The organism is Peteryoungia ipomoeae, from assembly GCF_004912165.1.
Lineage (GTDB): Bacteria > Pseudomonadota > Alphaproteobacteria > Rhizobiales > Rhizobiaceae > Allorhizobium > Allorhizobium ipomoeae.
This window is the reverse complement of sequence record NZ_STGV01000002.1, coordinates 274,920-297,027: the sequence shown is the minus strand read 5'-3', so window position 1 is coordinate 297,027 and position 22,108 is coordinate 274,920. Positions and strand designations below refer to the sequence as shown.

Below are 22,108 nucleotides of genomic sequence, written 5' to 3'. Positions count from 1 at the left end.
GTTTTCTGGAACATTGTTGTGACACTGGCAGGGAGGATGACCCATGCAGCCGGCCAATCCCGATACTAGGGCCCCGCAAGAATTCGAAAAGGTGCTCTCCGGTAGCGCCAATCAGGTCGCGTCCTTCGACCGGCATGAGCGAACCACTCTGGAGCGCTTTCAGCATTTTCTTCATTCCAGTCCGGCAGCTGTCGCCTTGATCGTGCTGGTGCTGTCTGTCGCAGCCTTCGGGATCATTCTCGGTGGCAAGTTCTTCTCCGCATTCACCCTGACGCTGATCCTGCAGCAGGTTGCGATTGTCGGTATCGTCGGCGCAGCACAGACCCTGGTCATCCTGACCGCCGGCATCGATCTGTCGGTCGGCGCCATCATGGTGCTGTCCTCGGTGGTCATGGGCCAGTTCGCCTTCCGCTACGGCCTGCCGCCGGAACTCGCGGTCGCCTGTGGTTTTGTCGTCGGCGGTCTCTGCGGCTTCATCAACGGCATCCTTGTCGCCCGGATGAAACTGCCGCCTTTCATCGTCACGCTCGGCATGTGGCAGATCGTGCTCGCGACGAATTTTCTCTATTCGGCCAACGAGACGATCCGCGCGCAGGATATCGAAACCTCCGCCCCGATCCTGCAGTTTTTCGGTGAAAACCTGCGTATTGGCGGTGCAGTCTTCACCTATGGCGTCATTGCCATGGTGCTCCTGGTCGCGCTTCTCTGGTATGTGCTCAACCACACGGCCTGGGGCCGGCACGTCTATGCGGTCGGCGACGATCCGGATGCAGCGGAACTTGCCGGCGTCAACGTCAAGCGCATGCTGATTTCCGTCTATACCCTGTCTGGCCTCATTTGCGCGCTCGCCGGCTGGGCCCTCATCGGCCGCATCGGCTCGGTCTCGCCGACTGCCGGTCAGTTCGCCAACATCGAATCCATCACGGCGGTGGTCATCGGCGGGATCTCGCTCTTCGGTGGTCGTGGCTCGATCCTTGGCATGCTGTTCGGCGCGCTCATCGTCGGTGTGTTCCAGCTCGGCCTGCGCCTCATCGGCACGGACCCGCAATGGACCTATCTCTTGATCGGCGTCTTGATCATTTCCGCCGTCGCCATTGACCAGTGGATCAGAAAGGTAGCAGGCTGATGTCCATCGAACCCATTCTTACCGCTCGTGGCCTGGTCAAGCGTTATGGCCGTGTAACGGCTCTCGATCAGGCGGACTTCGATCTCTACCCCGGTGAAATCCTCGCCGTCATCGGCGACAACGGGGCGGGCAAGTCGTCACTGATCAAGGCGATCTCCGGCGCCGTTTCGCCTGACGAGGGCGAGATCCGCCTTGAGGGCAAACCGGTCAACTTCCGTTCGCCCATCGAGGCGCGCGAGGCGGGCATCGAAACCGTCTACCAGAACCTGGCGCTGTCTCCGGCCTTGTCGATCGCCGACAACATGTTCCTCGGTCGCGAACTGCGGAAACCCGGCGTCATGGGCAGTGTGTTCCGCAAGCTCGATCGCCCCGCGATGGAAAGGTTCGCCCGCGACAAGCTGTCCGAACTCGGGCTGATGACGATCCAGAACATCAATCAGGCGGTGGAAACGCTTTCCGGCGGCCAGCGCCAGGGTGTGGCGGTGGCACGCGCCGCGGCCTTCGGATCGAAAGTCATCATCCTGGATGAGCCGACCGCAGCGCTTGGCGTCAAGGAAAGCCGCAAGGTGCTTGAGCTTATCCTCGACGTGCGCTCGCGCGGCATGCCGATCGTATTGATCAGCCACAACATGCCGCATGTCTTTGAGGTCGCGGACCGCATCCACGTTCACCGTCTCGGCAAACGTCTCTGCGTCATCAACCCGAAGGACTACACCATGTCGGATGCCGTCGCCTTCATGACCGGTGCCCGCGAGGCACCGCAGGAAGCAGTGGCCGCATGACGACGCAGTTTCAAACGCTCCTATCTGATATCGAGCGCCGGGCGGCCACATCCGCCCGGCTTCTCGTGGGCGTCGCCGGGCCGCCCGGTGCGGGCAAGTCCACCCTGGCTGACAGGCTGCATGACGAACTCTCCAGCCGCGCAATTTCAAGCGCGGTTCTTCCGATGGATGGCTTCCATCTCGACAATGCCATTCTGATCGAGCGTGATCAGCTCGCGCGCAAAGGCACGCCTGAAACCTTCGACGTGCGTGGCCTCAGGGATATCCTGCGGGCTGCCCGTGCGGGAGGGGAGCTCTTCGTGCCCGTCTTCGATCGCTCGCGGGAACTTGCCATCTGCGCTGCCCGCTGCATTCTGGCTGACGTCAAGGTGGTGATCGCCGAAGGCAACTATCTGCTGTTCGAAGAAGGCCCCTGGGCGGGCCTCGCCGATATCTTCGACGTGACGGTCATGGTCGCCCCGCCTATCGACGAGCTTGAGCGGCGCCTTATCGAGCGCTGGCGCTTCTATGGACTGTCTGCTGAACAGATCGAGGCCAAGGTAGAGACGAATGATTTACCAAACGGCCGCTTGGTGATCGCACGCAGCCGCAAGGCCGACTACGAGTTCCCTATATTTTGACGGGTGTGCGGCCCGCAGAGGGGCCAGCAAAATGCGCAGAAACTAATAAAGTTGGCCAAACAATAAAATTGTAATCATCGACTTCAGCTAATCGAAGCCTCTTCCTGATACAAATTCTGCATCAAAAGTTAACGCCCTTCCGACGTTGGAACGGGGGGCGGATGCAGGTCTTTTGCGGAGAGTGTCACCCATGTCCATACTGATCGTCGAAGACAATCCGACCAATGCCTTGATCATTAAGCATCTTGCCAAGAAGGCTACGGACACCGAGATCCATGTTGCGAGTGACGGCGCTTCGGCCTTGGCCATGTGTCATGCCGAAACCTTCTCCATGCTGCTCGTTGATCATTTTCTGCCGGGAATGTCAGGCCTGCAGTTCGTCAAAGCAGTGCGCCTTATGGAGCGCTACGAACACATTCCGATTGTCATGATCACTGCTGAAACCGAGCCAAGGCTGCAAGAAGAGGCGAAAGCGGCCGGCGTTACGGCATTTCTCCACAAGCCCGTTGAAGCCGTGGCTTTCCGCCAGCTGCTTACCGATCACCTTGGAAATTCTGCTCTGCAAAAATCGGCCTGATGAGGAGTTGAGACATGGCCTACCGCGCTCGCATGCCTTTTGGATCTCTGGTGGCAACGCTTTTGTTGGCTGCCGCCGCAGCAACGCCCGCCTTCGCACTTGATCCCCCTGTCGGGCCGGTTGTCCTGACTGTGAAGGGTGACATCAGCGAAACCAATGTCGGGGACACGGCACAGTTTGATCAAGCCATGCTCGATGCGCTTCCCGGTCGCGAGGGTGCAATGGAAACACCCTGGACCAAGGGCGTCGTAACGTTCAAGGGGCCGTTGCTCCGTGCGGTCCTTGAAGCGGCAGGTGCAAATGGCGCCAATCTGAAGGTTCGCGCCTTGAATGATTACGCAGCCGACGTGCCGGTTGCTGATGCCAAGCTTGAAACGATCCTGGCCACGCAGATGGACGGCAAGCCCATGTCGATCCGCGACAAGGGCCCCATGATGCTAGTCTATCCGTTCGACCTCGATCAGTCGCTGTTCAATGAGAAGTACTTCTCGCGCTCAGTCTGGCAGATCAAGGAAATCGAGGTCCTCCCGTGATCACAGGAAGCGCTAGGCAGAAACTGGCTATGGGTCGGGGTGGCATAGCCCTGACCTTGCAGGTCATTTCTGCCCTGCTGCTTGCCATGCTGATCTACCTGGTCATCGACATTGGCCGCAAGTACCAGATCCTGGAAGACGGCGTGCGTGAAAATGCCATCTGGTCTGTCTATCAGCTCGATCGGGAGGTGCGTCAGGTCAATCATGCGCTGGCGAGTTTCGGCGGACGTCAGCCAACCAACGACGGCGTCTCGGAACTGGCGCTGCGTTATGACATTCTCTATTCGCGGGTGTCGCTGGTCGATCAATCGAAATTCGGCGCCTTCTTTAGCGAAGACGAGAAGGTGAGGGGCTTCATCGCCCGTATCAGCGAGATCATTTTCCGCGCCCAGCCTATGTTTGACGCCTATCTTGCCGGCACGACGCCAACCGCCGCGGAGCTCGCCGCCTTTGAAACGCAGATGTCGGCGCTTGGCAAACTCGCCGACGAGTTTCTGCTATACACCAACATGCGCGTCAGCGCGGAGCGGTCGGAACTATCGGCGAACATCAACAGCCTTGAGCGGACATCGGGGGTGATGCTCGGCCTGCTGATGATCTCTGTCGTCTTCCTGATCGTCACACTCAATCGCCAGCTGCGCTCCGTCCGCAAGGCCAGTCGCGAACTCTCGGAAATGGCAGCGAAGCTGACCGAGGCTTATGAGGCGGCCGATGCCGGCAACCGCGCGAAATCGCAATTCATGGCCACCATGGGCCACGAAATCCGCACCCCCCTGAACGCCATTCTTGGCATGTCCGAACTGCTCGAACTCGGCGATCTCCCGGAAGAGGCGCTCTCAAGCGTCAAGACCATTCGCACATCGGGCGAAGCCTTGCTCGAGATCATCAACGAAATCCTGGATTTCTCCAAAATCGAACACGGCAAGCTCGAGATCGAGGAGCGGGTCTTCGAGATTGAGAATCTGGCGGAAAGCACTGTCCGGATCATCCGTGGCCGCGCCGACGAGCATGGCAACAGTGTCATCCTTGATCTGCCGGAATCCTTGAGGACGCTGCATGTGAAAAGTGATCCGACGCGCCTGCGCCAGGTTCTGTTGAACCTGCTGTCGAATGCAGTCAAATTCACCGATCACGGCACGGTCACCCTCAGGCTGCGCGAGTTCTACCGCGAAGGTCAGTTGATGGTCCGCTTCGAAGTCGAGGATACCGGCATCGGTATTGATCAGGCGGGCCTGGACAAGCTGTTCAAGCCGTTCTCCCAGGTCGACGCCAGCATCAGCCGGCGCTATGGCGGCACGGGCCTTGGCCTGACGATCTGCAAAGAGATCGTCGAAAAGCTTGGCGGTGAGCTGGGCATGAGCAGTACCGTCGGCGTCGGCAGCATCTTCTGGTTCGAGCTCCCCGTCTCCGTCGCCGAGCGCGATGAGCAGGCTGCGGAAAACGCGCGCAAGAGCCTCGATACACCGCTGCAGCGCCATCGAATCCTGCTTGTCGAAGACAATAAGGTGAACCAGATCGTGGCCAGCCGTTTCCTCGCGCTTCTCGGCCAGGATGTCGTCATTGCAAATGATGGCGCGGAAGCGGTCTCGATCGCGCGGGACGAGCAGTTTGATCTGATCCTCATGGATATGCAGATGCCGGTCATGGATGGAATTGAGGCAACGCGGCGGATCATTGCCGAAGGCGGCCCGTCATCTGCGGTGCCGATCTTCGCCATGACGGCCAATGCGTCCGATGACGACCGCAAGACCTGCCTCGATGCCGGCATGCGCGGCTTTGAGTCCAAGCCTGTCACGATGGAAAGATTGAAGAAAATGATTGCGCAGGCGACGGAAGGTCAGGCGGAAGACATGGACAAGTTCAAGCTCAAGCCAAGCACCGCAATGGAACTGCCGCAGGCGGAAATTTCGGGCGTCCTGGAGAATGACAGCATTTTGACGGCGGGTGTCCAGGGGCTCGATGCCGCACGCTACCGCGAACTCGTCGACGCTCTGGGCAAGGATGTGTTCAAGGAGCTTGTCATGTCCTTCTTCGACGATGCGTCGGGACTGCTCGATGAATTGAATTCGGCATTTGCCCGCCGCGATGCGGATGGCATCGACCGCGCCCTGCATACGATCAAGGGCGCTGCCTACAATGTTGGTCTCAATGACCTGGCAGTCAAAGCCAACGCACTGCGCAGCCCGCCACCCGGGCCTGCCGATATCGAAACGCTGGGTGAGGAAATCCGCGCCCTCAAATACAAGCTGGTTGCTTGAGTACGGAGGAAAAACCATGCGTATTCTTTTGGTCGACGACAACAGCACGAACCTCAAGCTGCTGACGAAACTGGTGGCCAAACTAGATCATTGCGAAGCACTGCCGTTTTCGAGCCCGGATGCGGTCCTCTCCGCTCTGCCGGACCTCGATTTCGATATCGCCGTCATCGATTATCAGATGCCGGTCTATAACGGTGTCGAGCTTTACACCGAGATCGTGCGCTTCGAGAAGTACGCCCAGATCCCGGTGATCTTCGTAACCGGCGATCGGGATATGACGACCCGTATGGCAGCCCTCGATGCCGGCGCGATCGATTTCCTGACAAAGCCCGTCGATCCCGTGGAATTTCACGCCCGCATGCACAACATCGTCAGCCTGTCGCGTGCCCGCAGGCAGCTGGCCGATCAGGCGGAATGGTTGCGCCGCGAGGTCGAACGTGCGGTGGGAGAACTGCGCGAACGGGAGCAGGAGATCATCTATCGGCTGACCCTTGCGGCGAACTACAAGGATCCGGATGTGGCAAGGCACACGTTGCGCGTCGCCGCCTACTCGGAAGCGATCGCCATCGAACTCGGCCTGCCATCGAATTTCTGCCATGACCTCAAGCTCGCAGCGCCGATGCACGACGTCGGCAAGGTCGCCATGCCGGATACGGTCCTGCTCAAGCAGGGGCGTCTTACGGAGGCGGAATTCCGCCAGATGCAGGCGCATGCGCAGATCGGCAGCGACATCCTCGGCCGGTCGCATTCCTCGCTGCTGCAGCTCGCGTCGGAAATCGCCGTAAGCCATCACGAACGCTGGGACGGGCAGGGCTACCCCAACCGTCTTGCCGGGACCGACATCCCCATTTCAGGCCGCATCGTCTGCCTGGCGGACAATTTCGATGCCCTGACAACCGAGCGTCCCTATAAGCCGGCCTGGAGCTTCGAGCGCACGATAGAGCATATTGTCGGACGCGCCGGCACGCAGTTCGATCCGGAATGCGTTGCCGCCTTCCAGCGCGCGCTGCCCCGCATTCAGGCGATCATGGAGCAGGACAGGCTCGAGAAGGCGGAGGAAGCCGCAAGGGCGATGAAAGCTGCAGGCGACCGCGTCGCCTGATAGCCTTTGAACGTCTGGGGGAACATGCTAAGGCCGGTCGCGACATCGAAGCCGGAGACATCCCCCATGCGCACACTCGAAATTCGCCGCCCCGATGACTGGCACCTGCATCTGCGCGATGGCGCCATGCTTGAGGGCGTGATCGGCGATACGAGCCGCCACTTTGGCCGCGCGATCATCATGCCCAACCTCGTGCCGCCGGTGGTGACGACCGCGGATGCACGCGCCTATCGCGAACGCATCGTCAAGGCCATTCCGGCCGACGATCGCTTCGAGCCTCTGATGACCCTCTATCTGACGGAGCACACTGATCCAGAAGATGTCGCCGAGGGCAAGCGCTCCGGCCTCATCACCGCCGTCAAGCTTTATCCCGCCGGCGCCACCACCAATTCGCATGGCGGCGTGCGCGATATTGAAAAGGCCATGCCGGTGCTGGAGCGTATGGCCGAAATCGGCCTGCCGCTCTGCGTCCACGGCGAGGTGACGACGCCAGAGGTCGACATCTTCGATCGCGAAAAGGTCTTTATCGACACAGTTCTCGACCCGTTGCGCAAACGCCTGCCGGATCTCAAGGTGACGATGGAGCATGTAACGACAGAGGATGGTGTCCAATATATCCGTGACGCCGAGAAGAACCTCGCCGGCACCATCACCACCCATCACCTGATCATCAACCGCAACGATATCCTGGTTGGCGGCATTCACCCGCACTATTATTGCCTGCCGGTTGCCAAGCGCGAAAATCATCGCCAGGCCCTGCGCAAGGCCGCGACATCAGGCGATGCCCGCTTCTTCCTCGGCACGGACAGCGCCCCACATGTTGATCCCCTCAAGGAATGCGGTTGCGGTTGCGCTGGCATCTATACCTCGATCAACACCATGAGCTGCCTCGCTCATGTTTTCGAGGAGGAAAACGCGCTCGACAAGCTGGAGGCTTTCACTTCGCTCAACGGGCCGGCCTGGTACGGGCTGCCTGCAAATGAAGAGCGGATCACGCTGGTGAAGCGTGACGAAGCGGTTGCGTTTCCGGCCAAGATCTTCACTGGCGCTGGGCCGGTCACCGTTTTCGACCCGAAGTTTCCGCTGTCCTGGGACGTCACCTAAAATAAAAATGCCTCGCGCTTGCCGCGAGGCATATCGGTTGTCGGTGCTGGAAGCCGGTTCGATTACAGATTCATCGAACCGAGCTGCGGCCACAGGCCGAGCACGCCGACGAGGATCAGATAGATCGCGACGACATAGTTCAGCAGGCGCGGCATGATCAGGATGAGAATACCGGCGATGAGGGCGACGAGCGGCTGGATGACGAGCATGTTTTCCATCGGGATTGTCCTTCGTGGGTGGGCGAGCCGTAAAGATCTGGCAAAGCAGATTGTTCCATCGCGCCGCATCTGGCGGGCTGCACCGCTTGCTGCTATTGCCGGGTAAATGAAGACAGACAGGAGCGCGCCATGATCCAGACCCCCTTCACCGATTCCGCCGTGATGGCAGACCTCGTCGCGAAGATGCTGTGGGAGGTCAAGGCGGTACACTTCAATGCGGCAGAGCCTTACAAGCTCTCCTCCGGCATGCGGAGCCCTGTCTATATCGACTGCCGCAAGCTGCTCTCCTATCCGCGTGTCCGCTCGGCGGTCATGGATTTTGCTGCCGCCACGCTGATGCGCAATGCCGGCTTCGAGCAGTTCGACTGCATCGCCGGTGGTGAAACGGCGGGTATTCCCTTTGCCGCTCTGCTTGCCGATCGCTTGGGCTTGCCGATGATCTATGTGCGCAAGGCCCCGAAGGGTCACGGCCGCAACGCCCAGATCGAAGGCAACATGCCGGAAGGCGCCCGCGTGCTCGTCATTGAGGACCTGACGACAGCCGGCGGCAGCATGTTTAAGTTCATCGATGCCGTCAGGGCCGCAGGCGGCGTCGTCGATCATGGCATCGCACTCTTCTTCTATGGCATCTTTCCCGAGGCGCAGCAGCGCTTCGACGAGGGCAAGGTGAAGCTTCACTACATCGCCACCTGGCGCAATGTCCTGGCCGTTGCCCGCGAACAGAAACTGTTCGACGAGAAGACCTTGTCGGAAGTCGAGGCTTTCCTCGACGCGCCGCTCGAATGGTCGGGTCGCAATGGTGGGATTTCGTCGCTCGCCTGAGCAAATGCTCAAAGTTCCGCTGGAATTTCGGCGCAAATGCGATTAAATCGATTGAAGTTATGACTGGGAGGTCGAGATGATCCTGTGCTGCGGCGAAGCGCTGATTGACATGTTGCCACGCGAGACAACGCTCGGCGAGCGCGCCTTCGCACCCTATGCTGGCGGCGCGATCTTCAACACGGCGATTGCTCTGGGGCGTCTGGGCATCGACACAGGCTTCTTCACGGGGCTTTCGGACGACATGCTCGGCGATATCCTGCGCGATACACTGAAATCCTCCGGCGTCGATTTCAGCTACTGCGCCACGCTCTCGCGCCCCTGCACAATCGCCCTCGTCAAGCTCACCAATGGTCAGGCATCCTACGCCTTCTATGATGAGAACACCGCCGGCCGCATGATCACGGAATCCGATCTGCCCGCCCTGGTCGAGCGCTGCGAAGCTCTGCATTTCGGCGCAATCAGCCTGATCCCGGAACCCTGCGGCTCGACCTATGAAGCGCTGATGACGCGCGAGCACAAGACCCGCGTCATCTCGCTGGACCCCAACATCCGCCCCGGCTTCATCAAGGACAAGGCAGCCCACCAGGCCCGTATCGCCCGCATGGCGGATATGTCCGACATCCTGAAATTCTCCGATGAGGACCTCGACTGGTTCGACCTTCCCGGCACCCAGGACGAACGCGCCGCCCACTGGCTGACACGCGGCGCCAAGCTCGTGGTGCTGACCAAGGGTGCGGAAGGTGCGACCGCCTATACCGCAAACTTCAAGGTTTCCGTGCCCTCCAACAAGGTCGAGGTGGTCGACACAGTCGGCGCCGGCGACACGTTTGATGCCGGCATTCTGGCATCGCTGAAGCGCCAGGATCTGCTGACCAAGGACAAGGTCGCGACACTCTCGGAAGCGGCGGTGCGCGAGGCGCTGACCATTGGCGCGAAGGCTGCGGCCGTGACCGTATCACGGGCAGGGGCAAACCCGCCGACTGCGGCCGAGATTGGGTTCTGAGGTAGGGGACGAGCGGGGTAAGGTCTAACCCTCTCACGTTCGCCTGTGTCGGCAGCGGCAATAATTAGCGCTAATTCGGCAGCCGTCACCGTGCATCGGGTCTGGCAAGCCCGCGGTGCGGCGATGATCACAGTTCGAGGTATGGTGATTGGCATCCCCGAGGTGCATTTTGGGGTAGGGTCACGATGTGTTCAGAAGGCGCGACTGAGATGGATGGAAGCTTTGCGAAGATCGTCCCCCAGGGGGCGGCGAAGGAGATTTCATTTCACGAGGCAACGGTATCAGCCTTTGTCAGACGAGGCCCCGACATTGATTTGTGCCTTGACGATGTCTTGATCAACAGGATCATGGCCCGGGTAAAACTGAGCGTCCTTTCCGTTTCAAGCATTTTGGTTGATGGTCAGCCGAATGACTGTGCGCTGAGGGCAGCACCAGATGGAGAGATCCTTGTACTTGAGTTGTGCGAACACAGCGTAGCTTTTGTGGTGGAATGGAACTGTTTTTCCAGAAAAATCAGCTTTACGCGATCATACCAGATCAAAGGTGAGGACGTCTCGATCACCGCAATCTGAGGTCAGGCATCGCCCGCACCTCCGCCGCCATTGCTGGAGCGCATTTAGTCCCTACGGTGTCATTGCGAGTTGAAGAAATTGATCTTTACGGCGGCCATAAGTTGAGCCTTAAGGTTCGACCTGTTGCTTTGGCCGACCTACCGACTGCCAACGTGACAGCCCGACAACTTACATCTGTTTGTCAGATTTGCTTCCCCATGGATATCCATGGATCACTAGCGTCATCACCGAATTTCTGGTATCACGCCGCACAAACCGTTCTCTCCGGCAATGTCATGACCTACCAGACCGTCTACTCGGATGATGATTTTCCCCAAATGGGCTGGCACGATGCCGCGGTCTATTCAATGACCTTTCCAAGGCCACATTTTTTCACAATCAGCTTCGACATTGATTACATCTTCAAATGGCACAAGACAGAAGTGGGGACGCACTACAGGGGGTGGGACGTTGCTCCCTGTACGTTGACGTTTCAGAATGTGTCAGGTCTCAAGGTAGCGGTCGATTGGTCTTTGCGCGGCGGTATAAACCAGGGCGATACAGCCATATCGAATGTGCGCCGGCAGAATAGTCGGCTATCGCCGAACGGAGAATTTGTCTGCTGGGGCTATGAGATTGAACTTGATGTGGGGTTGATCAGCTTCGAAGCCACAGGCTTCGAGCAGATCGTTCGCGTCCCCCCCAAGTTCTCAGAATCTCAACATCTCGGCCGCGCCGATGCTTCGGAAGCGATCGAGATCGAAGGCAAATAAGTCCGTAGTCGGCCCAAGCGGCCACGTCATTGTCGCGACCCGCTCGGATGAAACCTTTAAATCGCCACCTTTTTCCGTCCGGTAGCGCCACGCCGCTGCTTCAGCAAAAAGCCGGATAAGTCACCCCCGCTTCCGTTCCGCCAGCGCCGAGACCAGCCCCGCCGTCGAGCTGTCATGCCCGGTCGCCGCAACCTTGCCCTGCACCACCGGCAAAAGCCCCGTCGCCAGTTCCTTGCCGAGCTCCACGCCCCACTGGTCGAAGGAGTTGATGCGGAAGACGACGCCTTCAACGAAGACGCGGTGCTCGTAGAGCGCGATAAGGCTGCCGAGACGGAACGGCGTCAGCTGATCGTAGACGAAGGTGATCGAGGGGCGGTTGCCGGAAAAGACGCGGTGCGGTGCGAGGAAATCGGCATCCTCGTCGGAGACGCCCTTGGCGGTGAGCTGGCTCTTCGCTTCCGCGAGCGTCCGGCCCTTCATCAGGGCTTCCGACTGTGCCAGGCAGTTTGCGATCAAAAGCTCATGCTGGTGGCGGAGCGCCGGCTCGAAGCCGTTGGCGGCAATCAGGAATTCAGCCGGGATCACGCTCGTGCCCTGGTGTATCAACTGGTAGAAGGCGTGCTGGCCGTTGGTGCCGGGCTCACCCCAGACGACCGGACCGGAGGCGCCATGAACAGGCTTGCCGTCGATGGTGACGCTCTTGCCGTTCGATTCCATGTCCAGCTGCTGCAGATAGGCCGGAAAGCGCGACAGGCGCTGGTCATAGGGCAGGATCGCACGGGTTGGGTAATCTAGGACCTTGCGATGGTAGACACCGAGCGCGCCCAGCAGCATCGGCAGGTTTTCGCGGAATGGGGCCGCGCGGAAGTGCTCGTCCATGGCATGAGCACCATCGAGGAACTCGCCAAAATGCTCAGGGCCGATGGCAATCATCAGCGGCAGCCCGATCGCCGACCAGATCGAATAGCGTCCGCCGACCCAGTCCCAGAAGCCGAACACGCGTGCCGCGTCGATGCCGAAGGCGGCCACCTTGTCGAGCGCGGTCGAGACTGCCGCGAAGTGATGACCAACGGCGTCTTCGCCCAGCGCATCGGCGATGAAGGCGCGTGCGGTCTGCGCATTCGTCATCGTTTCGATGGTGGTAAATGTCTTCGACGCGACGATGAAGAGCGTCGTTTCGGCATGAAGTGTCTTCAGCGTGTCGGCGATATGCGCGCCATCGATATTGGAGACGAAATGCAGGCGCGGGCCGTCATGGAAGGGCGCAAGCGCCAGCGTCGCCATGACAGGACCGAGATCGGAACCGCCAATGCCGATATTGACAACATCCGTGATCGCCTTGCCGGTGGCGCCCTTCATCTCGCCGGAGCGGATGCCATCTGCAAATACGCGCATAGCGTCGAGAACGGCATTGACGTCAGGCATAACATCGCGGCCATCCACAAGAACCGGGCGGTTGGAGCGATTGCGAAGGGCCGTGTGCAAAACGGCGCGTCCCTCGGTGAAGTTGATCGGCTCGCCCGAAAACATCTGGTCGCGTTTGTCGGCAACGCCGGCCGCCTTTACCAGTTGCTCCAGCTGTTCGAGCACCGCGTCATTCACAGCACACTTGGAATAGTCCATCAACAGATCGTCGAGCTTGGCGGAAAAGCGGCTGAAACGCTGCGGGTCGGCGGCGAAGGCGGCGCGCAGATCCTCGGCATGCGTTGCCGCAACCGTGCTCGTCAGTGTGTCGATGATGGACTGCATCGGAATTTCCCTGTTTCAACCGTCGTGTGGGGCGACATTATTAGCGAGTTGAGACGGGATCAAGACGAGGGGAGGCTTCCGCCTCCCCAAATTTAAATCGATTTATTTTCCGTCGCGCAGTTCGCGGCGCAGGATCTTGCCGACATTCGTTTTCGGCAGTTCGTCGCGGAACTCGATGAAGCGGGGGCGCTTGTAGTTGGTGAGGTTGGCGGCGCAATGCGCCTTTACCTGTTCCACGGTGAGTGCCGGGTCCTTGCGCACCACGAAGAGCTTCACCGCTTCCCCGGAATGCTCGTCCGGCACGCCGACGGCGGCACATTCCAGCACACCCTCATGCATGACAGCCACTTCCTCGATCTCGTTCGGGTAGACATTGAAGCCTGAGACGAGGATCATGTCCTTCTTGCGGTCAACGATCTTGGTGTAGCCGCGCTCGTCCATCAGGCCCATGTCGCCGGAGCGGAAGAAGCCGTCGGCGCTCATCACCTTGGCGGTTTCTTCGGGGCGCTGCCAGTAGCCGGCCATCACCTGCGGACCGCGAATGCAGATTTCGCCCACTTCGCCGAGCGGCAGCGTGTTGCCGTCCTCATCGCGGATCTCGATGTCGGTGGAGGGCAGGGGCAGGCCGATCATGCCGCTGAATTCGCGCGTGTCCAGCCGGTTGACGGTGGCAACAGGCGATGTTTCCGACAGGCCGTAGCCTTCGGTAATCGGCCGTCCTGTCATCTGCAGCCAGCGTTCGGCGACCGGCCGCTGGATCGCCATGCCGCCGCCCAGCACCAGCATCAGCGAGGAGAAATCCAGTTTCTTGAAATCGGGATTGTTCATCATCGCATTGAACAGCGTGTTGAGCCCCGGGAAGATATGCGCCTTGAAGCCCTGCAGTTCCTTGACGAAGCCCGGAATATCACGCGGATTGGCGATGAGCAGGTTGTGTCCGCCCAGAGCCACCCCCATCAGCGAGTTCACCGTCAGCGCGAAGATGTGGTAGAGCGGCAGCGCGCAGACGAAGTTGAGCACGTCGGGCCGCGATTGCCCGGCAAACGCGGCTTCGAGCCAAAGCGCAATCTGCTGCTTGTTGGCGAGCAGATTGGCATGCGTCAGCGTCGCGCCCTTTGAAACACCCGTCGTGCCGCCGGTATATTGCAGGAATGCCACGTCGGAAGAGGCGACCTCGACCGGCTTCAGCGATTTCTGCGCGCCCGCGGCCAGCATCGCCTTGAAGCTCGTATGGCCGGGGATTGTCCAGGCCGGAACGAGCTTCTTGACCTTGCGCACCACGAAGTTGACGATGTGGCCCTTCAGGCCCAGCATGTCGCCCATGGTGCACACCACGACGTGCTTGACCTCTGTGCGCGCCACGACCTGCTGCACCGTGCTTGCAAAATTTTCGAGAACCACGATCGCCTTGGCGCCGGAATCCTTCAGCTGGTGCTCCAGCTCGCGCGGCGTGTAGAGCGGGTTGACGTTCACCACGATCATCCCGGCACGGAGGATGCCATAGACCGTCACCGGGTTCTGCAAAATGTTCGGCGTCATCACCGCGACGCGGTCGCCCTTGGCGAGCCCAAGCGATTGCAGCCAAGCCCCCACCTTGCGCGATTCCTGCTCAAGCTCGCGAAACGTCATGCCGCGGCCCATGCTGGAGAATGCGAGGCGGTCGGCATATTTGGCGCAGCTTGCCTCGAACAATGCACCCAAAGAGGGATGTGCATGCGGTGCGATGTCCGCCGGAACCTTGTCGGGGTAGGAGTTAAGCCAAATCTTTTCAGCAGCGCGACCGCTGTGGCGGTTGATGGTATCCGTCATGTGTTCCTCCCGAACCGAATCGTTTGTTGCACCCTAATGCCACACGGGTTCCTCCCCAGGACCTGAAAAGCTTAGGCTTTCCGCATGACAGTGCAAGTTAGTTCACGCTAGCTAACTTTGACGTAAACGTCAATAATTGCCTGTGTATACTCGTTTTGCAGGAACCAACCCCGCGCCTCTTCGTTGTCCTGACACAAGCTAACCAACGAGGAGACGATAAATGCTACAGGAAAACAATGGCCTGCGCAGCCAGGATCCGCATGCAAAGGATACCTACACTCTCATCGCCAGCGACAAGGTTGAAGGCACGGCCGTTTACGGTCGAGATGGAGAGCGCATTGGTTCCGTCAAGCGCATTATGCTCGAAAAGCGCGGTGGTCGCGTCTCATATGCCGTACTCAGCTTCGGCGGTTTCTGGGGTCTCGGCGACGATTATTACCCGCTGCCCTGGGAAAAGCTGACCTTTGATGAAAATCTCGACGGCTATCGCATCGATCTCACCAAGGAGCAGGTGGAAGCCGCACCGCGCTATCGCAATGACAGCGACGAGTGGTACCGTAATAACGGTCGTTCCGTTTACGACTATTACGGTGTTCCGCCATACTGGATCTGATCAATACAGATCAGATAATCCAATCCTCAAGGCCTCGCCAACCAGCGGGGCCTTGTCGCGTGTGAGCGAAATTTGAACGGCAGCGTAATCGCGCTGCAGCAGGAGAGACGTCAATCAACCCGCCCGAGCCCGTACTTAAGTTTACGGCGCTCGCGTCCGGGAGCGCTCATGCCACGGAATGGGCGTGTGCGGAAGAAAAAAGTGAAATGGCGATCGGTAAGACTGGTGCCGCTTACGTGACTCGAACACGTGACCCCGTCATTACGAATGACGTGCTCTACCAACTGAGCTAAAGCGGCCTCTGCGAAGCGGGGTTTCCGTCGCGTTTTGGTGAGGGGCTGATACAGCCATTGCCTGGCGAATTCAAGCCGGATTTCGGTGGCTGCGGAAAAAATCAGTAGCCACCGACTTTGCCACTCGTCTATTTTAGCGGCCAGGACTTTGGCCAGCTTGCCGGATCGGAGTTTTCGTTGTCTTCAATCTCGCTCGGGCAGTCGCGGAAGCTTTCTTCGACGAGCACGAGTTGCGGGCCCATGGCGCCCTCGGAGAACTTCCAGCTGCTGGTTGTCCCGCAATCCCCAACCCCGCGGCCCTTGAAAAAGGCGGAAAACGTCCTCGCTTCGTGGTCGTAACTGAGATTGTAAGCCGTCGTCACCGCACTCGGTGCGCCATCCTGCATGACAGGGAAGGCGAGGCTGGAAACCGTCCCGTAGACATCGACCATCACTGCATAAGGCATGTTGTATGCCCCGCCCATGCCGCAGGGCGTGACATAGAGCGTCTGCTCGTCTGCCAGCTTGTGTGCGAGCGCGTTGCCATCAAGCATGCTCTCTTCGGTTTCACCACATTCGCCCCCGGCGGCGAAACGCGCGCGCACTGCCTCTGGAAAATCGGAGAAGCGGCGGATGTCGCTGAGCGGCGGAGCCGGGTTGGGGGCCTTGTCCCCCTTGGCGGTCAAGGCGTCGGTATGGCCCACCCGCTTTTGGAATTCGTCGATGAAGAGGAGGCTTGCCGCGGCTCCTGCAAGCGGGATCTCGCCTTCGATGGCTTTTGTCCCGCGCGTGATCTTGAGCTTTGCCGCGCTGCCGTTCTTGATGCTGTCCACAACCCCGCTGTCGATCAGCTCGCCAGACAGCGACAAGGTGCCGGCATCGGCGTTAATGCTGATGTCAGCGCTGTTGAACGCGGCGGCTTTTTCCCCGTCCACGGCGATCTCAGCTGTGATGTCGCCGGCCGCCTCAAAGAGGCTAGTGTCTCTCGGCGAAATTACCAGCACAACGGGCGCCTCGGGCTCTGCGGAACGCTGCAGTTCAAAGCTTGAAAAGGGTGTGTCGGCAAGGAATTGGCGCATGCTGCAGGACAGGGTCTGCGAGCACAGCACCTGCCAGGATTTGAATTCCTTGTAGCCGCTGTCATTGGCAAGGCTGGCAGATGTCAGGCTCAAAAGGCCGGCAAGCATCAGGGTCGGAGGTAGAATGCGCATAGGATCCCCGCAAAGAATGTCTGCGGGGACGCTAGCAGCGGATATCTCAGCCGCAAATCGCCTTTTTTGCGCCTATGTATTCGCGCTCGAGCCGATCGACGACAGCCGCTACGGGCTCCACCGCCTTCACGGCTCCGATGCCCTGGCCGCAGCCCCAGATGTCCTTCCAGGCCTTGGCACCCGTCGTCGCCTTGTCGAAGTCCATCTTGGAAGGGTCGGCGACCGGCAGATTGTCCGGGTCTATTCCCGCAGCAAGGATCGAGGGCTTCAGATAGTTGCCGTGAATGCCGGTGAAATAATTGGAATACACGATGTCGTTCGCATGAGCGTTGACGATTGCCTGCTTGTATTCATCCGAGGCGCGCGCCTCTTGCGTGGCGATGAAGGGCGAACCGATATAGGCCATATCGGCGCCCATGGCCTGTGCCGCCAGGACCGCCCCACCGTTTGCAATCGCGCCGGCCAGCAGCAAAGGCCCGTCGAACCATTCGCGGATCTCCTGAACAAGCGCGAAGGGGGAGAGCGTGCCTGCATGACCACCCGCACCTGTTGCCACGGCAATCAGCCCGTCTGCACCCTTCCGGATCGCCGAATTGGCGTGGCGGTTGTTGATCACGTCATGCAGCACAATGCCGCCATAGGAATGGACCGCCGCATTGACCTCGGGCACTGCGCCGAGTGAGGAGATGACGATCGGCACCTTGTATTTGACGCACATCATCAGGTCGTGTTCCAGCCGCTTGTTCGACATGTGCACGATCTGGTTGACCGCGAATGGTGCCGCAGGCCGATCCGGGTTCTTCGCGTTGTGGGACGCCAGATCCTCGGTGATCTCCGCCAGCCACTCATCGAGCTGGGCTTCGGGCCGGGCGTTGAGCGCAGGGAAGGAGCCGACAATGCCGGCCTTGCATTGCGCCAGCGTCAGCTTCGGATGCGAGATGATGAACAGCGGCGAGGCAACAACCGGCAACCTCAATGTGTCTTTCAGAATCGGCGGCAGGGCCATGGCTTCACCTCCCATGAAGTTTACGTTTACGCAAACGTCAAATATCAGATCAGGGGCAGCCTGCAAAGAGTGCCCCCTTGCCCTTTTCTGCCGGACTTCCGCCCTTTGGCGGTCGCATTCCCTGTGTTTATTCCCGAGCCCGGCGGTTTTCCGCACTTGCTCTGCCAATATCGAGGGTTTACCGAGTCATGTATGAAAAAGCGGCGTCACGATCGGTTCCCCGGGGAGTATGGCAACCCATGAGTGGATTGGAAACAGCGATCAGGAGTGCGCTTGACCGCGCTGACCGGGAAAACTCCGAAACGCGCGCCCGTATCTACCAATCCGCGCGCCAGGCGCTGGAAACGGGTTTGCGCAAGCAGAATGTCGATGATCCAGAGCAGATCGCCTATCAGCGCCGTCGGCTTGAGACGTTGATCCACGCAATCGAAGCCGAGGAGCGCAGCAGGCTGAACGTGCAGCCTGCAACTCCTGCTGCAGACGCTCCAAACAGGCCGATGCCAGCGACGGCGGCGTTCGCGCAACCCGGCAGCGATGCGGGGGATGCCATGCGCACGCGATCTGCGCCGGTTGCTCCTGCTGGGATGGCCAGGCAGGAGCCTGGATTTTCCGATCTTCATCCGGTTTCAACGCCTCAGGCAAGCCGGGCTGAGCCGGCATTTGCTGCCGACTGGTCTCAGCCGGTTGCCGTGAGTGCGGTAGACCGGCATCCAGAGGCCGAAGGCCCGCTGCCGGATATGCGTTCCGAAAGGGCGGTCGCCCCCCGGAAGCGGCGTGGTATTGTGGCGCGCCTCACCATTGCCGTCGTTCTGTTGGCCAGCATTGGCATCGGCCTATGGTGGGTCGCTGCATCCGGCCTGCTGTTGACGGATGCAGAGCGGGATACCAGCGTTCCCAATCCGCCGCCACAGGTCGAAGCGGAAGATTTCGCCGGCGCGCAGGGCGAGGGTGCGGCGCTTGGACCTCAGGCCATTACAAGCCGCGGCGGGTTTACCGAGGAATGGGTTGAAATCTTCGATCCCTCCAGGCTCTCGGCGTCGAGGCCGGGGCAGGACGCCCGCGTCGATGTCGTCATGGCAAGCGACGGGGAGGCCGTCAGGCTTCTGTCGGGCAAGGCCGGCGACACCGGCTCCCTAGCCGTGGAAGTGCCCACGGAAATCCTGAATCAGATGGCGGGCAAGACTTCGACCATCGCGCTGACCTTGCAATCGGTCGATGACAAGCCCGTGCAAATCGCGGTCGGCTGCGAGCTGCCGCGCATGGGAGAATGCGCGCGTCACCGTTTCACCATCAATGCGCAAAAGATCGATGTTCTGTTCCGGCTGACGTCGGAGACCGGAATGTCTCCCTCTTCGCCGGGTCAGTTGACCATCAATGGCGATATCTCCGGCGCCGGGCGCGGCGTCAATATCTATTCCATCCGGGTCCTTCCCGGGGAGTAAGCGAGAGATCGGGCGCCGAGCCCGATCCACCGCCATTTCAAGGTCAGCCGAGGAAACCGGGTCCGTTCCCGATGATTTTCTTGTCCAGCTTGCCGATCCGGTCCTCATCCTTGCCGTCATAATCGAGGGACTTGAGGATATGCCGGATCATGTTGAGGCGGGCGCGACGTTTGTCGTTGGCGTGAAGGACGGTCCACGGTGCGCGCTCGGTATGGGTTTCCTTCAACATGCGATCGCGTTTCTCGGTGTATTCATCCCACTTGTTCAACGCGGCAATATCCATTGGCGACAGCTTCCAGCATTTCAGCGGATCGTGGCGGCGATCGTGGAAGCGCTTCAACTGCATCTCCTGGCCGATATCCAGCCAGAACTTGAAGAACTTGATGCCTTCGAGCTGGATCAGCTTCTCGAAACGCGGCACCTGATCGAGAAAACCTTCATATTGTTCTGGGGTACAGAACCCCATCACCGGCTCGACGCCGGCCCTGTTATACCACGAGCGGTCGAACAGCACGAACTCGCCCGCTGTCGGGAAATGCGAGACATAACGCTGGAAGTACCATTGCCCGCGCTCGGTTTCCGTCGGCTTGGTCAGGGCAACGACCCGTGCGGAGCGCGGGTTCATGTAAGAGAGTGTGGCGTGAATCGCGCCACCCTTGCCCGCCGCATCGCGACCCTCCAGAAGTGCCATGACCCGCTGCCCGGTCTTCTGCATCCAGAACTGAACCTTCACCAGTTCCATCTGCAGAAGCGTCAGCTCTTCCTCATAGGTTTGCTGGCGTAGTTTCTTGTCGTGTGGGAAGCCACCGGATTGAAGGGCATTGTCCTCGATCCAATCCGGTAAAACGGGTTCCTCTATGTCAAACACGTGCGTCTCGCCGCGAACTTTCACCGTTGCCGGGCGCATCAGCATATCGGAATCCATGTCAATCTCCAGGTTGAGCCAGTCTTTGCTCGGCCAGTTGATGCCAATCCTCCCCCTTGTTCAAGGCCTTGTTGATGTGAAGCGGACGGATGGCGCGCATGGGCAAGGAAGACGGCATTGCTTCCCGCATGGGGAAACTTCTGTCATGAAGTGCCTCTATGAATGCCTTCGGGGCCAGATGAGGACATACGCTTGAGCAAGGACGTTGGCGGTGGAGATTGGCGCAGCGACATGAAACATCTCGTCGCCGGATGGTTTTACATCCTGGCAGCAGCAATTCTGGCGCTGGCAGCCTATTTCACCGGGGCTGCCGCTGGCTTTGCCGTCTTGTTGTTCGTCCTGCTTTTTGGCCTGATCCTGATGCGGCAGGTGCCTTCGGAGGATGGCGATCACGGCGAGCCCCTGGTCACTCTTCCAATCGCCACCGCGCCGGATCCGATGTCTGTGATCCGCGCCACGATCGATGCTATGGATCTGCCGGTCTTTGTGCTCGGAGATACAGCTGAATTCGTCGCACAGAACCGCGCGGCCGTTCAGGTCTTCGATGAAGTTGCGGTGGGCGTTCACGTCTCCGCGCGTTGGCGCTCGCCGAGCATTCTCGACATGATCCGCGAGACCATGGATACCGGCGTTCAGAACCAGCTCGAGCATTCCGAGCGTCTTCCCTCCGAACGGACCTACATCGTGCAGGTGTCCCGCCTTCAACTTGAAGGACAAAGCGGCGGGACTGCCTATTATCTCCTGGTTTTCCGTGACATTTCCGAGCTACGCCGGCTGGATCGCATGCGCTCGGATTTCGTCGCCAATGCCAGCCATGAACTGCGCACGCCGCTTGCTTCCTTGCGCGGTTTCATCGAGACGATGCAGGGGCCTGCGCGTGACGATCCGAAATCACGCGAGCGTTTCCTCGGCATCATGCTCGATCAGGCGAACCGCATGAGCCGGCTGGTCGATGATCTGCTGTCCCTTTCGCGCCTGGAACTCAAGGCTCATATGGCGCCGTCGGAGATGGTGGATCTTGTGCCTCTGATCGGCCATGTCTGCGACAGCCTGGCACCTCTTGCCGATGATCTCGATGTCGAGCTCCGCCTCGATCTGGCGGATGCGCCGTTGCGCGTACTCGGTGATCGCGACGAACTGGTGCAGGTTTTCGAGAACCTGGTGGAAAACGCCTGCAAGTATGGACAGGAGGGCAAGATCGTCGAAGTGTCCCTGCGCCATGACCCCGTCCACGGCATCGAGTTCAGTGTGAAGGATAAAGGGCCAGGCATTCCGGCGGAGCATGTGCCACGGCTCACCGAACGCTTCTACCGCGTCAATGTCGAAGACAGCCGGTCAAAGAAGGGAACAGGATTGGGTCTTGCCATCGTCAAACATATCCTGACGCGGCACCGCGCCAGGCTGATTGTCCGCTCCGAAATTGGCAAAGGCAGTGAGTTCACTGTCCGGTTTTGACATAAAACTCTGATGCCGAGTGAGCGCATTTTGAAAAGGCTATATTTTTCAATTATCTAGCCTGTCACAAATGTTTCATCGAACTGACATAAAACGGTGGGCGAAGAGCCGCTAAGACGTCTCTGCCGGGGCCGCGACAGAAGCCGTCGCGGCCGCA

21 protein-coding genes and 1 tRNA gene are annotated in these 22,108 nt (G+C 59.7%); 15 read left to right on the top strand and 7 right to left on the bottom strand.

Translation table 11 applies throughout. The features are described 5' to 3' along the window. Window positions 1–43 precede the first annotated feature (43 nt). The 8 genes from FAA97_RS07855 to pyrC all read left to right on the top strand — a co-directional run bounded on the left by FAA97_RS07855 (window position 44) and on the right by pyrC (window position 8,102). A complete protein-coding gene (locus tag FAA97_RS07855; protein WP_136597982.1) occupies window positions 44–1,126 on the top strand; it encodes an ABC transporter permease in 1,083 nt (360 codons plus the stop codon). Next, window positions 1,126–1,908 (top strand): ATP-binding cassette domain-containing protein, encoded by a 783-nt coding sequence (locus FAA97_RS07850; RefSeq protein WP_136597981.1) that lies wholly within the window; start codon window positions 1,126–1,128, stop codon window positions 1,906–1,908. Before FAA97_RS07855 ends, FAA97_RS07850 begins: the two co-directional genes overlap by 1 nt. After that, window positions 1,905–2,528 carry a nucleoside triphosphate hydrolase gene (locus FAA97_RS07845; protein WP_136597980.1) on the top strand — a complete coding sequence of 208 codons (624 nt, stop codon included), beginning with the start codon at window positions 1,905–1,907 and terminating at the stop codon, window positions 2,526–2,528. Before FAA97_RS07850 ends, FAA97_RS07845 begins: the two co-directional genes overlap by 4 nt. Before the next feature lie 190 nt (window positions 2,529–2,718). Further along, window positions 2,719–3,105, top strand: coding sequence for a response regulator (locus FAA97_RS07840; protein WP_136597979.1), 387 nt, complete (start codon window positions 2,719–2,721; stop codon window positions 3,103–3,105). 14 nt (window positions 3,106–3,119) lie between these two features. After that, on the top strand, window positions 3,120–3,638 hold the full coding sequence (locus tag FAA97_RS07835) for a putative pterin-binding protein (RefSeq protein ID WP_206109982.1): 519 nt from the start codon (window positions 3,120–3,122) through the stop codon (window positions 3,636–3,638). A gap of 29 nt (window positions 3,639–3,667) precedes the next feature. Continuing rightward, the gene (locus FAA97_RS07830; protein ID WP_136597978.1) at window positions 3,668–5,896 is read left to right on the top strand and encodes an ATP-binding protein; all 2,229 of its coding nucleotides are present in this window, start codon (window positions 3,668–3,670) and stop codon (window positions 5,894–5,896) included. 16 nt (window positions 5,897–5,912) lie between these two features. Continuing rightward, entirely contained in the window at window positions 5,913–6,998 is a 1,086-nt protein-coding gene (locus tag FAA97_RS07825; RefSeq protein WP_136597977.1) for a response regulator, read from the top strand. Window positions 6,999–7,064: 66 nt separating this feature from the next. After that, on the top strand, window positions 7,065–8,102 hold the full coding sequence (gene pyrC, locus FAA97_RS07820; RefSeq protein ID WP_136597976.1) for a dihydroorotase: 1,038 nt from the start codon (window positions 7,065–7,067) through the stop codon (window positions 8,100–8,102). Window positions 8,103–8,164: 62 nt separating this feature from the next. Here pyrC and FAA97_RS07815 read toward each other — a convergent pair whose 3' ends face one another. Beyond that, window positions 8,165–8,320, bottom strand: coding sequence for a DUF3096 domain-containing protein (locus tag FAA97_RS07815; RefSeq protein ID WP_136597975.1), 156 nt, complete (start codon window positions 8,318–8,320; stop codon window positions 8,165–8,167). 129 nt (window positions 8,321–8,449) lie between these two features. Between FAA97_RS07815 and FAA97_RS07810 the strand changes: the two genes are divergently transcribed. The 4 genes from FAA97_RS07810 to FAA97_RS07795 all read left to right on the top strand — a co-directional run bounded on the left by FAA97_RS07810 (window position 8,450) and on the right by FAA97_RS07795 (window position 11,469). Further along, window positions 8,450–9,142, top strand: a complete 693-nt coding sequence (locus FAA97_RS07810; protein WP_136597974.1) for an orotate phosphoribosyltransferase — start codon at window positions 8,450–8,452, stop codon at window positions 9,140–9,142. Between the two features lie 76 nt (window positions 9,143–9,218). Continuing rightward, window positions 9,219–10,145 carry a carbohydrate kinase family protein gene (locus tag FAA97_RS07805; protein ID WP_136597973.1) on the top strand — a complete coding sequence of 309 codons (927 nt, stop codon included), beginning with the start codon at window positions 9,219–9,221 and terminating at the stop codon, window positions 10,143–10,145. A gap of 185 nt (window positions 10,146–10,330) precedes the next feature. Beyond that, window positions 10,331–10,717 (top strand): hypothetical protein, encoded by a 387-nt coding sequence (locus FAA97_RS07800; protein WP_136597972.1) that lies wholly within the window; start codon window positions 10,331–10,333, stop codon window positions 10,715–10,717. 197 nt (window positions 10,718–10,914) lie between these two features. Continuing rightward, a complete protein-coding gene (locus FAA97_RS07795; RefSeq protein WP_136597971.1) occupies window positions 10,915–11,469 on the top strand; it encodes a hypothetical protein in 555 nt (184 codons plus the stop codon). Window positions 11,470–11,589: 120 nt separating this feature from the next. On the opposite strand, the gene pgi is transcribed toward FAA97_RS07795, so the two are convergent. Next, the gene (gene pgi / locus FAA97_RS07790) at window positions 11,590–13,218 is read right to left on the bottom strand and encodes a glucose-6-phosphate isomerase (RefSeq protein WP_136597970.1); all 1,629 of its coding nucleotides are present in this window, start codon (window positions 13,216–13,218) and stop codon (window positions 11,590–11,592) included. A 102-nt stretch (window positions 13,219–13,320) separates the two neighbouring features. Beyond that, complete coding sequence (locus FAA97_RS07785; protein ID WP_136597969.1) at window positions 13,321–15,027, bottom strand: long-chain fatty acid--CoA ligase; 1,707 nt, start codon at window positions 15,025–15,027, stop codon at window positions 13,321–13,323. Between the two features lie 220 nt (window positions 15,028–15,247). Between FAA97_RS07785 and FAA97_RS07780 the strand changes: the two genes are divergently transcribed. Then, complete coding sequence (locus FAA97_RS07780) at window positions 15,248–15,640, top strand: PRC-barrel domain-containing protein (RefSeq protein WP_136597968.1); 393 nt, start codon at window positions 15,248–15,250, stop codon at window positions 15,638–15,640. A gap of 223 nt (window positions 15,641–15,863) precedes the next feature. On the opposite strand, the gene FAA97_RS07775 is transcribed toward FAA97_RS07780, so the two are convergent. The 3 genes from FAA97_RS07775 to FAA97_RS07765 form a co-directional block, all read right to left on the bottom strand. Next, a tRNA-Thr gene (locus tag FAA97_RS07775) sits at window positions 15,864–15,939 on the bottom strand. 122 nt (window positions 15,940–16,061) lie between these two features. Continuing rightward, entirely contained in the window at window positions 16,062–17,123 is a 1,062-nt protein-coding gene (locus FAA97_RS07770) for a DUF1176 domain-containing protein (protein WP_136597967.1), read from the bottom strand. Window positions 17,124–17,169: 46 nt separating this feature from the next. Further along, a complete protein-coding gene (locus FAA97_RS07765; RefSeq protein WP_136597966.1) occupies window positions 17,170–18,129 on the bottom strand; it encodes an NAD(P)H-dependent flavin oxidoreductase in 960 nt (319 codons plus the stop codon). Window positions 18,130–18,368: 239 nt separating this feature from the next. Here FAA97_RS07765 and FAA97_RS07760 point away from each other — a divergent pair, with 239 nt between their 5' ends. After that, window positions 18,369–19,571 carry a hypothetical protein gene (locus FAA97_RS07760; protein WP_136597965.1) on the top strand — a complete coding sequence of 401 codons (1,203 nt, stop codon included), beginning with the start codon at window positions 18,369–18,371 and terminating at the stop codon, window positions 19,569–19,571. A 43-nt stretch (window positions 19,572–19,614) separates the two neighbouring features. Here FAA97_RS07760 and ppk2 read toward each other — a convergent pair whose 3' ends face one another. Beyond that, window positions 19,615–20,496, bottom strand: a complete 882-nt coding sequence (gene ppk2, locus FAA97_RS07755; RefSeq protein WP_136597964.1) for a polyphosphate kinase 2 — start codon at window positions 20,494–20,496, stop codon at window positions 19,615–19,617. Window positions 20,497–20,727: 231 nt separating this feature from the next. Here ppk2 and phoR point away from each other — a divergent pair, with 231 nt between their 5' ends. Continuing rightward, window positions 20,728–21,951, top strand: coding sequence for a phosphate regulon sensor histidine kinase PhoR (phoR, locus tag FAA97_RS07750; protein ID WP_136598313.1), 1,224 nt, complete (start codon window positions 20,728–20,730; stop codon window positions 21,949–21,951). Window positions 21,952–22,108: the final 157 nt, after the last annotated feature.